This is a genomic window from Streptomyces sp. NPDC005494, assembly GCF_042872025.1.
Classification (GTDB): Bacteria; Actinomycetota; Actinomycetes; order Streptomycetales; family Streptomycetaceae; genus Streptomyces.
The window spans coordinates 127,003-139,686 of sequence record NZ_JBIAJR010000009.1 but is presented as its reverse complement, the minus strand read 5'-3'; the positions used below and the strand labels follow the sequence as shown (position 1 = coordinate 139,686).

Annotated in this window: 11 protein-coding genes; 7 read left to right on the top strand and 4 right to left on the bottom strand. The window is 71.8% G+C overall.

Features of this window, described 5'->3' with window-relative positions:
• Positions 1 to 505 precede the first annotated feature (505 nt).
• The 5 genes from ACFYQ6_RS25035 (at position 506) to ACFYQ6_RS25015 (ending at position 6,671) form a co-directional block, all read left to right on the top strand.
• The gene (locus ACFYQ6_RS25035; RefSeq protein WP_361574631.1) at positions 506 to 1,297 is read left to right on the top strand and encodes an MIP/aquaporin family protein; all 792 of its coding nucleotides are present in this window, start codon (positions 506 to 508) and stop codon (positions 1,295 to 1,297) included.
• A gap of 40 nt (positions 1,298 to 1,337) precedes the next feature.
• Positions 1,338 to 2,867, top strand: a complete 1,530-nt coding sequence (gene glpK, locus ACFYQ6_RS25030) for a glycerol kinase GlpK (RefSeq protein WP_361574634.1) — start codon at positions 1,338 to 1,340, stop codon at positions 2,865 to 2,867.
• 12 nt (positions 2,868 to 2,879) lie between these two features.
• Positions 2,880 to 4,490, top strand: a complete 1,611-nt coding sequence (locus ACFYQ6_RS25025) for a glycerol-3-phosphate dehydrogenase/oxidase (RefSeq protein ID WP_361574637.1) — start codon at positions 2,880 to 2,882, stop codon at positions 4,488 to 4,490.
• A 117-nt stretch (positions 4,491 to 4,607) separates the two neighbouring features.
• Positions 4,608 to 5,573 (top strand): LLM class flavin-dependent oxidoreductase, encoded by a 966-nt coding sequence (locus ACFYQ6_RS25020; RefSeq protein WP_361574640.1) that lies wholly within the window; start codon positions 4,608 to 4,610, stop codon positions 5,571 to 5,573.
• Positions 5,574 to 5,612: 39 nt separating this feature from the next.
• Entirely contained in the window at positions 5,613 to 6,671 is a 1,059-nt protein-coding gene (locus tag ACFYQ6_RS25015) for an LLM class flavin-dependent oxidoreductase (protein ID WP_388765012.1), read from the top strand.
• Between the two features lie 134 nt (positions 6,672 to 6,805).
• Here ACFYQ6_RS25015 and ACFYQ6_RS25010 read toward each other — a convergent pair whose 3' ends face one another.
• Together ACFYQ6_RS25010 and ACFYQ6_RS25005 are read right to left on the bottom strand one after the other, a co-directional pair.
• Positions 6,806 to 7,954, bottom strand: a complete 1,149-nt coding sequence (locus ACFYQ6_RS25010) for an LLM class flavin-dependent oxidoreductase (protein WP_388765010.1) — start codon at positions 7,952 to 7,954, stop codon at positions 6,806 to 6,808.
• 348 nt (positions 7,955 to 8,302) lie between these two features.
• On the bottom strand, positions 8,303 to 8,386 hold the full coding sequence (locus ACFYQ6_RS25005; RefSeq protein ID WP_388765198.1) for a putative leader peptide: 84 nt from the start codon (positions 8,384 to 8,386) through the stop codon (positions 8,303 to 8,305).
• Positions 8,387 to 8,589: 203 nt separating this feature from the next.
• Between ACFYQ6_RS25005 and ACFYQ6_RS25000 the strand changes: the two genes are divergently transcribed.
• Positions 8,590 to 9,261: a FadR/GntR family transcriptional regulator gene (locus ACFYQ6_RS25000; RefSeq protein WP_361574652.1), complete on the top strand. Its 672-nt coding sequence runs from the start codon at positions 8,590 to 8,592 to the stop codon at positions 9,259 to 9,261.
• Here the strand turns inward: ACFYQ6_RS25000 and ACFYQ6_RS24995 are convergent.
• Together ACFYQ6_RS24995 and ACFYQ6_RS24990 are read right to left on the bottom strand one after the other, a co-directional pair.
• Positions 9,250 to 10,038, bottom strand: a complete 789-nt coding sequence (locus ACFYQ6_RS24995; protein WP_388765008.1) for an SDR family NAD(P)-dependent oxidoreductase — start codon at positions 10,036 to 10,038, stop codon at positions 9,250 to 9,252. The two genes, ACFYQ6_RS25000 and ACFYQ6_RS24995, sit on opposite strands and share 12 nt — an antisense overlap.
• Complete coding sequence (locus tag ACFYQ6_RS24990) at positions 10,035 to 11,375, bottom strand: L-fuconate dehydratase (RefSeq protein ID WP_361574658.1); 1,341 nt, start codon at positions 11,373 to 11,375, stop codon at positions 10,035 to 10,037. Before ACFYQ6_RS24990 ends, ACFYQ6_RS24995 begins: the two co-directional genes overlap by 4 nt.
• Before the next feature lie 232 nt (positions 11,376 to 11,607).
• Here ACFYQ6_RS24990 and ACFYQ6_RS24985 point away from each other — a divergent pair, with 232 nt between their 5' ends.
• Positions 11,608 to 12,642, top strand: a complete 1,035-nt coding sequence (locus ACFYQ6_RS24985) for a PAC2 family protein (RefSeq protein ID WP_361574661.1) — start codon at positions 11,608 to 11,610, stop codon at positions 12,640 to 12,642.
• Positions 12,643 to 12,684: the final 42 nt, after the last annotated feature.

The window sequence follows — 12,684 nt, the reverse complement described above, 5'->3', positions numbered from 1 at the left end:
ACTGCGGACTTCCCCGCACAGCCCCCGCACGACGCTCGCGGGAGGCGCACGGTGCCGCCCGCCGGACCCGCCCGGGGCTCCCCCGGGAAGCGTCCCGCGCCGCCCCCTGACCCACCCTGGAGCTCCCCGGTAAGCGCCCCGCGACAGCCGGCACGCGCCCTGCGACGGCCCCGAGGCGCACCCCGGCCACGCCCGCACACGTGCCGCTGCGGCGCGCTGCGGCGCACCGGCGGAACGCGCTCGTGGGCGCTCCCGGCCTCGTAACGATCGAGTCGCACGTCACACACCTCTTGACGCACCCCTCGTCGGGGAGAAACATTGCCGCTCACCGGTCGGCATTGCCGAACACCTAACGGCAATACGCGTTAGGGTGTGACAGTGCCGAGGGCCGGTCAAGCCCTACAGGCGGTGTCCCCCTCTCCGGAGGGGTACCCATCGTGGGCGCGATCCACCGGAGGGACCCGGTGTTTCGCCTTCCCCTGGACGAAGGACAAAGGAGTCGCGGGTGTCCAGCTCCGACATCTTCATCGGCGAGACCATCGGTACCGCCATACTCATCCTGCTCGGCGGCGGTGTCTGTGCCGCCGTCACGCTCAAGCGCTCCAAGGCGCAGAACGCCGGCTGGCTGGCCATCACCTTCGGGTGGGGCTTCGCCGTGCTGACCGGCGCCTACATCGCCTCCGGAGTCTCCGGCGCCCACCTCAACCCGGCGGTCACGCTCGGCCTGGCGATCCAGGGCGGCACCCCGTGGGGTGACGTGCCCCTGTACTTCGCCTCCCAGCTGCTCGGCGCGATGATCGGTGCCGTACTGGTCTGGGCCGTGTACTACGGCCAGTTCCACGCGCACCTCACGGATCCGGAGATCATCCGGGACCAGCCGGGCGAGGAGGGCATGGTCGACCAGACTTCGGCGCCGAAGGCCGGCCCCGTGCTCGGCGTCTTCAGCACGGGCCCGGAGATCCGCAACGCCGTGCAGAACATGGTCACGGAGATCATCGCCACCGCCGTGCTGATCCTGGCGATCCTCACGCAGGGCCTCAACAACGAGGGCAACGGCCTCGGCACGCTGGGCGCCCTGATCACCTCGCTGGTGGTCGTCGGCATCGGCCTGTCGCTCGGCGGCCCGACCGGTTACGCCATCAACCCGGTGCGCGACCTCGGCCCGCGGATCGTGCACGCGTTGCTGCCGCTTCCGAACAAGGGCGGTTCGGACTGGGGCTACGTCTGGGTACCGGTGGTAGGACCGCTCATCGGGGCCGCGCTCGCGGGCGGTCTCTACAACCTCGCCTTCGCCTGAGCCACAGCCCGCACCACACACAGACTTCCGGGAGCACACCGTGACCGACGCACACACCACCGGCCCGTTCATCGCGGCCATCGACCAGGGCACCACGTCCAGCCGTTGCATCGTCTTCGACAAGGACGGCCGGATCGTCTCCGTCGACCAGAAGGAGCACGAGCAGATCTTCCCGAAGCCGGGCTGGGTCGAACACGACGCCAAGGAGATCTGGGAGAACGTCCAGGAGGTCGTCGCCGGAGCCATCGTCAAGGCGGGCATCACCGCCGCCGACGTCAAGGCCATCGGCATCACCAACCAGCGCGAGACCACCCTGCTCTGGGACAAGAACACCGGCGAGCCGGTCCACAACGCGCTGGTCTGGCAGGACACCCGCACGGACGCGCTCTGCAAGGAGCTCGGCCGCAACGTCGGCCAGGACCGCTTCCGCCGCGAGACCGGGCTGCCGCTCGCCTCGTACTTCGCGGGTCCCAAGGTCCGCTGGCTGCTCGACAACGTCGAAGGGCTGCGGGAGCGCGCCGAGCGGGGCGAGATCCTCTTCGGCACCATGGACTCCTGGGTCATCTGGAACCTGACCGGTGGGACCGACGGCGGGGTCCACGTCACCGACGTCACCAACGCCTCGCGCACCCTGCTGATGAACCTGCACACGATGCAGTGGGACGACAAGATCCTCAGCTCCATCGGCATCCCGTCCGCCGTGCTGCCGGAGATCCGGTCCTCCGCCGAGGTCTACGGCAACGCCAAGGGCGGGGTGCTGGACGGTGTGCCGGTCGCCTCGGCGCTCGGCGACCAGCAGGCCGCGCTCTTCGGCCAGACGTGTTTCGCCCAGGGCGAGGCCAAGTCCACGTACGGCACCGGCACCTTCATGCTGATCAACACCGGCCACACCCCCGTGAACTCGTACAACGGGCTGCTGACGACCGTCGGGTACCGCATCGGCGACCAGAAGGCGGTGTACGCCCTCGAGGGGTCCATCGCCGTCACCGGGTCGCTGGTCCAGTGGATGCGCGACCAGATGGGCCTGATCAAGTCGGCGGCCGAGATCGAGACGCTCGCGTCCTCGGTCGAGGACAACGGCGGCGCCTACTTCGTACCCGCGTTCTCGGGTCTGTTCGCCCCCTACTGGCGGCCGGACGCCCGCGGTGTCATCGCCGGCCTCACCCGGTACGTCACCAAGGCGCACATCGCCCGTGCCGTGCTCGAGGCCACCGCCTGGCAGACGCGCGAGATCAGCGACGCCATGACCAAGGACTCCGGCGTCGAGGTGACCGCGCTGAAGGTCGACGGCGGCATGACCTCCAACAACCTGCTGATGCAGACCCTCTCCGACTTCCTGGACGCACCGGTGGTGCGCCCGATGGTCGCCGAGACCACCTGCCTCGGCGCCGCCTACGCCGCCGGTCTCGCCGTCGGCTTCTGGCCGGACACCGACGCGCTGCGCGCCAACTGGCGCCGGGCCGCCGAGTGGACCCCCCGTATGGACGCGGCCACCCGTGACCGCGAGTACAAGAGCTGGCTCAAGGCCGTCGAACGGACCATGGGCTGGATCGAGGACGAAGAGAGCTGAGGAGCAATCGACATGACCACCCTGCAGAGCGTCCCCGCCCTCGGGACGCATCCGGCCTCCGGCTCCCTCCCGAGCCGCGCCGAGACCCGGGAGCGGCTTTCCGAGGCGACGTACGACCTCCTGGTGATCGGCGGCGGCATCCTGGGCATCTCCACCGCCTGGCATGCGGCGCAGTCCGGACTGCGGGTGGCCCTGGTGGACGCCGGCGACTTCGCCGGCGCCACCTCCTCCGCCTCCTCCAAGCTGCTCCACGGCGGCCTGCGCTACCTCCAGACCGGCGCGGTGAAGCTGGTCGCGGAGAACCACTTCGAGCGGCGCGCGGTCTCCCGCCAGGTCGCCCCGCACCTGGCCAACCCGCTCACCTTCTACCTGCCCGTCTACAAGGGCGGGCCGCACGGCGCGGCCAAGCTCGGCGCGGGCGTCTTCGCCTACTCCGCGCTGTCCGCGTTCGGTGACGGCGTCGGCCATGTGATCAGCCCTGCCAGGGCCCGGCGAGACGTGCCGGAGCTGCGCACGGACAACCTCAAGGCCGTCGCGGTCTACGGCGACGACCAGATGAACGACGCCCGGATGGCGCTGATGACGGTCCGCGCGGCCGTGGACGCGGGCGCCGTGGTCCTCAACCACGCCGCGGTCACCGGACTGCGGTTCACCAGGGGCCGGGTCACGGGGGCCGAGCTGGAGGACCGTCAGGACGGCACGGAGTTCGGCGTGAACGCCCGGCTCGTGCTCAACGCGACCGGCCCGTGGGTCGACCACCTGCGCAAGCTGGAGGACCCGAACGCGGCGCCCTCCATACGCCTTTCCAAGGGGGCGCACCTCGTCCTCAAGCGCACCCGCCCGTGGAAGGCCGCGCTGGCGACGCCGATCGACAAGTACCGCATCACCTTCGCCCTGCCGTGGGAGGACATGCTGCTGCTCGGCACGACGGACGAGGAGTACGAGGGCGATCCGGCCGATGTCGCGGTCACCGAGAAGGACACGGCGCAGATCCTGGACGAGGCCGCGTTCTCCGTACGCGACCAGCAGCTGTCCCGTGACCTGATCACGTACTCCTTCGCAGGACTGCGGGTGCTGCCGGGCGGCCCGGGCGACACGTCCAAGGCCAAGCGGGAGACGGTCGTGACCGAGGGCCGGGGTGGGATGCTGTCGGTCGCGGGCGGCAAGTGGACGACGTTCCGTCACATCGGGCGCACGGTGATGAACAAGCTGGCCGAACTGCCCGGGCACCCCCTCTCCGAGGACATGGAGCCCATGGCCCGGCTGCCGAGGAAGATGCCCCTTCCCGGCATCGCCAGCCCGAACGCGGTCGCGCACCGGCTGCTGGCCGGCGGCGGCACTCCGGGCCCGCGGATGGAAGCGGACACGGCCCGGCACCTCGCCACGCACTACGGTTCGCTCTCCTTCGACATCGCGCGGATGGCGGAGGAGAACCCGGCCCTGGCCGAGCGCGTCCACCCGGACGCCCCCGAGATCTGGGCGCAGGTGGCGTACGCACGCGACCGGGAGTGGGCCGAGACCGCCGACGACGTCCTGCGCCGGCGCACGACACTGACGATCCGCGGCCTGGCGACGGACGAGATCCGGGCCGGCGTCGAGGACATGCTCGCCGACAGGCGCTGACGGTCCGCAGCGGGAAGAGGGGCGGCTCCACGGAGGGGAGCCGCCCCTCAGCCGTGCCCCGGGGCTGTGCCACACCGCGGCCACACGGGCGCAATACGACGCGGGGACAGTGGAAGGATGACCGCACACGAGAACATTCATCTGTCGGTGGCGCTCGACGGTGCCGGGTCCCATCCCGCCGCTCCCGCGCGGCCGTTCACGCCCGGGGCGTACGCGTCCCTGGTGCGCGGGGCCGAGGCCGGGCTGCTGGACTTCATCACGGTGGAGGACGGCCCCGGGCGGCTCGACTCCGGGCTGCTGCTCGCCCTGGCGGCGCAGGTCACCGACCGTATCGGGCTCGTCCCGCTGGGGCCGACGACGGGTGATCCCGTGGCCTGGGCGACGCGGGTCGCGACACTCGACCGGCTGAGCGAGGGACGGGCGGGGGTGCGGCCGAGGGCGACGACGAGCGGCCCGGACCACGCACGGCTGCTGGCGCTGCTCGGGACCCCCGAGGGGGACGCCCGGGTGGCCGAACTCTTCGCACGGGCGGCCGAGTTCCTCACGCAGGCGACGGCCGCCTGGGAGAAGGACGTGCCGGCCCCGCAGGGCAGACCGCCGGTGACGCTGCTCGCGCACGCCACCGTTCCGTACCGTCTGGCGGCCTCGCACGGCGACGTCGTCCTGGTGACCCCGGCGGACACCTCCCATCTGGTCTCCATACGCGCGGAGGTGGAGGCGCTGCGTGAGGAGGAGGGGCGTCCCGCCGGAGCGCTGCGTGTCTTCGCCGACGTGAACGTCGTACTGGGCGAGACCCCGACGGCGGCCGAGGCGCGCCTGGCCGAACTGGACGAGGCCGCCGGTACTCCTTTCACGTCGGACGCGGCCGTGTTCACCGGCACCCCCGAGGGCCTGGCGGACCTCCTGGAGGAGTGGTTCCGCGACGGTGGCGCCGACGGCTTCCGGCTGCGGCCCGCGGTGCTCCCCGACGACCTGGACGCGATCGTCGCCGGGCTGGTGCCCGTGCTGCAACGCCGCGGGCTCTTCCGTACCGGGTACACCGCCCGGACCCTGCGCGGCCACCTCGGCCTCGCCGCTGTCTGACACCTCTTCGCCGGACCCGCGACTACGGAAGGAACCCTCGTGAAGTTCTCCGTGCTCTCCCTCGTCGGGCATGCCCCGCACCCGCTGACGGGCGAACTCCCCTCGGCCGCGCAGCGATTCCGCGAGGTGATCGAGACCGGTGCGGAGGCGGAGCGCCTCGGTTTCGACGCCTACGCGGTCGGTGAGCGGCACGCCGGTCCGTTCCTCTCGTCGAGCCCCGGCGTGGTCCTCGGCGCGCTGGCGGCGCGGACCTCCCGGATCAGGCTGCTGACGGGCGTCACCGTCGTGGCGATCCTCGATCCGGTGCGGGTGGCGGAGGACTTCGCGACTCTCGATCAGATCTCCCGGGGCCGGATCGAGCTGGTCGTGGGCAAGGGCGCGGAGGCGGGCCACTTCGACCTGTTCGGACTGGACGAGGAGCGGCAGTGGGACCTGCAGAAGGAGAAGTACGAGCTGCTGCGGCGGCTGTGGACCGAGGAGGGGGTGGACTGGAAGGGTGAGTTCCGTCCGCCGCTGAAGGGCGTGACGACCCTGCCGCGTCCGTACGCCGGTGCGCCACGCGTCTGGCACGGCTCGGCGACCAGCCGCAACTCCCCCGAGCTCGCGGCGAAGCACGGCGATCCGCTGTTCACGGCCAACGCGGTCCAGCCCCGTGGGGCCTACGCCCGCCTGATCGCGTACTACCGGGAGCGGTTCGAGGCCTACGGACACGATCCGGCCGGGGCGAGGGTGGCGGCGGGGTCCGGAGGGCTGCTGATCGCGGACACCGCGCGACAGGCCGTCACCCGCTACAAGGAGCTGTACGAGGCCAAGGTCGCCCAGTCGTTCAGACCGCATCTGGAGGGCAGGGCGGGCTACAACACCCCCTTCCGCACGATCGAGGAGGCGATCGCCGACGGGCCCCAGCTCATCGGCTCACCTCAGCAGATCATCGACAAGATCCTCGGTTACCACGCGGTGTACCGGCACGACCTGCAGTCGGTCACCGTGGACGGCTTCGGGCTGTCGCACCCCGAACAGCTGGAGACGCTCCAGCGGTTCGCCGAGGAGGTCGCCCCGGTGCTGCGGCGCGAGGTGCCGTCCCCGCTCTGGGAGTGACGCACGGACCGCGCGGGCCGCGCCCCACGCCCGGCCCCGCCCCAGGAGTGACGCACGGTCCGTGCGGGGCCGCTCTCCGCGCCCGGCCCGTCCGGTCCCCGAGGCGGGTGCCGGACGGGTCAGGTGTCCGGCCCTCAGGCCCCGGACGTGGCTTGGGCCGGGACGGGCTCGGCGCCGGCCGGGGAGTCCGGGTGGGCCCAGAGCCCGCGCGCCGCGAGCCGGGGCAGGACACCCTCGCCGAACCAGTACGCCTCCTCCAGGTGGGGGTAGCCGGAGAGGACGAACTCGTCGATACCGAGGCGGTGGTACTCCTCGATGCGGTCGGCGACCTCCTCGTGGCTGCCGACCAGCGCGGTGCCCGCGCCGCCGCGGACCAGCCCGATGCCCGCCCACAGGTTGGGGTGGATCTCCAGGCCGTCACGGCCGCCGCCGTGCAGGGCGAGCATCCGCTTCTGCCCGTCGGACTCGCTGCGGGCCAGGCCTTCCTGGACGGTACGCACGGTCGCGGGGTCGAAGCCCGCGAGGAGGCGGTCGGCCTCCGCCCATGCCAGCTCCGAGGTGTCCCGGGCGATGACGTGGAGCCGGATGCCGAAGCGCGGGGTGCGCCCCTCCCGCTCCGCGAGCCCGCGTATCCAGGCGATCTTCCCGGCCACCTGCGCGGGCGGTTCGCCCCACGTGAGGTAGACGTCCGCGTGCCGCGCCGCGACCACCCCGGCGGCGGGTGAGGAACCGCCGAAGTACACCTGGGGCACCGGGTCGGGGAGGCGGGTCAGCCGGGCGTCCTCGACGGTGAGGTGCTCGCCCTTCAGATTCACCGTCCTGCCCTCCCACAGGTCACGGACGATCTCCAGGAACTCGCCGGTACGGGCGTAGCGCGCTTCCTTGTCGAGGAAGTCCCCGTAGGCCCGCTGCTCCTGGCTCTCGCCGCCCGTCACCACGTTGAGCAGCAGGCGCCCCCCGGACTGGCGCTGGAAGGTGGAGGCCATCTGTGCGGCGAGCGTGGGCGAGACGAAACCGGGCCGGAAGGCGACCAGGAACTTCAGCCGCTCGGTGTGCTGGCTGACCATGGCCGTGGTCAGCCAGGCGTCCTCGCACCAGGCGCCGGTGGGGGTCAGGACCCCTTCGAAGCCGAGGTCCTCGGCGGCGCGGGCGATCTGGGCGAGGTAGCGGACAGCGGGCGGGCGGTCGCCGCCGGTCGCGGTGACGGGGGCACCGTGGCCGCCTCCGACGACGTGGCGGCTGTCGCCGTTGGTGGGCAGGAACCAGTGGAAGGTGAGAGTCACCGGTGATCTCCGATCTCGGGTGTCACAGCGGGCAGTGGCAGGACGGGCGCCGTCGGGGGCGGGAAGCGTGCGGGGTGCGCGGAGCGCCGCGCCGGGGTGTCGCGTACGCCGGAGAGCACCACCGCATGAAGCGCACGAGCAGCGCGGAGCGGAGGCGTGGACCGGCGCGGAGCGGGGGTGTGGAGCGGCGCGGGGCCCCGGCGGGGTACGGAGGCCAGGAGCACGGAGGCCAGGAGCACGGGGGCGCAGGCCAACCGGCCGGGTCACCGGGCCGGAGAGCCCTTCACCGGCGCGGGCCGATCCGTCAGGATCGTGGCGCCGCCGGACGGCGCGCGGAGGAGGGACTTCTCAGACTCCGCGACAACAGAACGCACTGGCCACACGTGCGAGGTCGACATGACGTCGCTGCGTGAGATTCTGTCCGTCGTCCATGCCGGTCAGACTAGCCATGTCCGGTGCCGGCAGTCGAGTGCGCCCGCCGTGAGGCTCCGGCGCGGCCGGGCCTCCGCTCCCGCTCGCGCGACCCGCGGGGCAGGCGTGGAGCACCGCTGAACGGACGGGGTGGGCACAGCATCGGTCATGGGCCGCATAATGAGGCAGATACATCGGATGTCTTGTGTACGAGGAGGCCCTCCATGGCCGTCACCGACGAAGCGATCGAGAAGATCAAGGGAATGATCGTCTCGGGCGCTCTGCGCCCCGGGGACCGGCTTCCCAAGGAGAGCGAGCTCGCGGCCGAGCTGGGCCTGTCCCGCAATTCGCTGCGCGAGGCGGTGCGCGCCCTGTCGCTGATCCGGATCCTGGACGTCCGGCAGGGCGACGGCACGTACGTCACCAGCCTCGACCCGCAACTCCTCCTGGAGGCCCTCAGCTTCGTGGTGGACTTCCACCGCGACGACACCGTGCTGGAGTTCCTCGCCGTCCGCCGCATCCTGGAGCCCGCGGCGACGGCGATGGCCGCGCTCCGCATCGAGGAGGCGCAGCTGGACGCGCTGAGCGCCCAGTTGGACGCCTTGGGCGACTCCCCCTCGGTGGAGGAGCTGGTCGCCTGTGATCTGGAGTTCCACCGCGGCATCGTCCGGTCCTCCGGCAACTCGGTGCTCTGTTCGCTGCTGGACGGTCTGTCCGGCCCGACCACCCGGGCCAGGGTGTGGCGCGGACTGACCCAGGAGGACGCCGTCAGCCGCACCCTGCACGAGCACCGGGCGATCGTCGCCGCGCTGCGGGACCGGGACGCGGAGGCGGCCCGGTCCTGGGCGACGGTTCACGTGGCCAGCGTGGAGCAGTGGCTGCGTTCAACTCTGTGAGGGGCCGGCCGGCCGCAGTCTCAGACCCTGCATCCCCCCGTCGACGGCCAGCGCGGTGCCGGTGACGGACGCGGCCGACGGGCTCGCCAGGTACACGACGGCGGCGGCCACCTCGTCGGCGGACACGAGACGTCCCAGCGGCTGGCGGGCGTCGAGCGCGGCACGCTCGGCGACGGGGTCGTCCGCCTGCCCGAGCAGCCGGCCGATCCACGGGGTGTCCGCGGTCCCGGGGTTCACGCAGTTGACCCTGATCCCCTCGCGCACGTGGTCGGCGGCCATCGCGAGGGTCAGGGAGAGGACGGCTCCCTTGCTCGCGCTGTAGAGGGCGCGCTGCGGCAGACCGGCGGTGGCGGCGATCGAGCAGGTCTGGGTGATCGACACCGCCCCCGGCCGCGCGGGGGCGGCCCGGCGGAGATGAGGCAGGGCGTGACGGGCGGCGCGGACCATGCCGAGCACGTTGATGTCCAGGACACGGGTCCACTCGTCGTCGGCGTTGTCCTCCACGGTGCCGATCGAGCCGATCCCCGCGTTGGAGACCAGGGTGTGCAGCCCTCCCAGTTCCGAGGCGGCCCGGTCGACCGCGTCCCGTACGGCCGCGTCGTCCGTGACGTCCGCCTCCAGGGCGAGCGTCCCGTCCGGCGCGCCCTTCGGATCGCGGTCGAGTACGGCGACGCGCGCTCCGCGGGTGAGCAGCAGGGTCGCCACGGCGGCGCCGATACCCGATGCACCGCCCGTCACCAGGGCGGACAGTCCGTCGAAATCTCGTGTACCAGTCATCGGTCCCTCTCCTCGGGGGTGCGCCGGGCCTGCCAGACGGGGCCCTGCGGGTAGCGGTGCGCGGCGATCGACGCGGGGAGCATCCGCGCCGAGAATCCCGGTGCGCGCGGGGTGACGTAGCGGCCGCCCTCGATGACGACCGGGTCGGCGAAGTGCTCGTGGAGGTGGTCGACGTACTCGATGACGCGGTCCTCCTGGCTGCCGGACACGGCGACGTAGTCGAACATCGAGAGGTGCTGGACCAGTTCGCACAGGCCGACGCCTCCCGCGTGGGGGCAGACCGGGACCCCGAACTTGGCGGCGAGCAGCAGCACCGCGAGGTTCTCGTTGACGCCGGCCACCCGTGCGGCGTCGATCTGGACGAAGTCGACCGCGCCGGCCTGGAGCAGCTGCTTGAACACGACGCGGTTGGCGACGTGTTCACCGGTGGCGACCTTGACCGGCTGCCCGGCGCGCACGGCGGCGTGGCCGAGCACGTCGTCGGGGCTCGTGGGTTCCTCGATCCAGTACGGGTCGTACGGGGCGAGCGCGTTCATCCAGGACACCGCGTCGGCCACGTCCCAGCGCTGGTTGGCGTCGACGGCGATCCGGATGCCGGGGCCGACGGCCTTCCGGGCGAGCGAGAGCCGGCGGATGTCGTCGTCGAGATCGGCGCCGACCTTCAGCTTGATCTGGGTGAAACCGTCGGCGACGGCCTCCTCGGCCAGGCGTACGAGCTTGTCGTCGTCGTATCCGAGCCAGCCGGGCGAGGTCGTGTACGCGGGATACCCCTCGGCCAGCAACCGCTCCGAGCGCTCGGCCCTGCCGGGCTCCGCGTCGCGGAGGATGGCCAGCGCCTCCTGCGGGGTGAGCGCGTCCGTGAGGTAGCGGAAGTCGACGAGGGAGACGAGCTCCTCGGGCGTCATCTCGGCGAGGAACTGCCAGACGGGCTTCCCGGCGAGCTTCGCCGCGAGGTCCCAGGCCGCGTTGACGACGGCTCCGGCCGCCATGTGCATCACGCCCTTCTCGGGGCCGAGCCAGCGCAGCTGGGAGTCGTGCGTGAGCGCGCGGTGGAGCGTGGCGAGATCGGCGGCGGTACGCGGCGCGGGCCGCCCCACCACGTAGTGCCGGAGCGTCTCGACGGCGGCTGCCATGACATCGTTGCCACGGCCGATGGTGAAGCAGAACCCGTGTCCTTCCTCGCCTGTGCCGTCCGGGCCGCCTGTGGCGTCCGTGCGCAGCACGACATAGGCGGCGGAGTAGTCGGGGTCGGGGTTCATCGCGTCCGAGCCGTCCAGCTGTTCCGAGGTGGGAAACCGGATGTCGTCGACCTCGAAGCCCGTGACGGTCGGACTCATGCGTGTGCCCCCAAAGAATTAACATCGGATCTCTCTACGGTCATCCGATGTATAACTCCCCGCAGGGGCAGAAGTCCAGGGTTCGGGCGAAATTTGATCACTTCGGGTCGGCACAGCTCGGATGATTCCATCGGTTGCACGGTTCAGCTCTCGGGGCAAACGGGCTGCGGCACACCAGGGCGGAAGCCGTAAGGTTGGTCTGTACACAAGGGAACTTCGGAAGGAGGCCTGGGTGATCGAGCTCGAGGGGGTACCCGAGCTGATCGACCCGGTCATGGTGGCCGCGTTCGAGGGCTGGAACGACGCCGGCGACGCCGCCTCCACTGCGGTCGGGCATCTGGACCGGGAATGGAAGGGCGAGGTCTTCGCGGCGCTCGACGCCGAGGACTACTACGACTTCCAGGTCAACCGGCCCACTGTGTGGATGGACGGCGGGACGCGCAAGATCACCTGGCCCACCACACGGCTGTCCGTGGTCCGGGTCGGCGGCGAGAAACCCCGTGACCTGGTCCTGATCCGGGGCATCGAGCCCTCCATGCGCTGGCGTTCGTTCTGCAACGAGATCCTGGGCTTCGCCCATGAACTGGGCGTCGAGATGGTCGTCATCCTGGGCGCGCTGCTCGGCGACACCCCGCACACCAGGCCGGTACCGGTCAGCGGGGTCACCTCCGACCCCGATCTGGCCAGGACCATGGATCTGGAGGAGACGAGATACGAGGGCCCGACCGGCATCGTGGGCATCCTCCAGGAGGCCTGCACGCACGCGGGCGTGCCCGCGGTGAGCCTGTGGGCCGCCGTGCCCCACTACGTGTCGCAGCCGCCGAACCCGAAGGCCACGCTGGCTCTCCTCAACCGCCTCGAGGACCTGCTCGGACTGCGGATCCCGCTGGGCGAGCTGCCCGAGGACGCCCGCGCCTGGCAGCTCGGGGTGGACCAGCTGGCCGCCGAGGACAGCGAGGTCGCGGAGTACGTGCAGACGCTCGAGGAGGCACGGGACACCGCCGAGCTCCCCGAGGCGTCCGGCGAGGCCATCGCCCGTGAGTTCGAGCGGTACCTGCGGCGCAGGGACGGCGGTCCCGGCCAGGCGCCCGGCGGTCATGCCACGGAGAGCGGGGACGTGCCCTATCTGCGGGACACCTCCGGCGGACGTAACAGACCGCCCAAGCCGCAGCGCCCCGAGAAGGGGCGGCCGAAGGAAGGCGGCGAGGGCGGCGCGCCGGACGACCCGCCGGCCACCGGCCCGGACGAGGACCCCTCGGACGGCTGACCCGTCACGGCGCCCGGGTCCGCCCGTCCGGTCCTCGCCGGC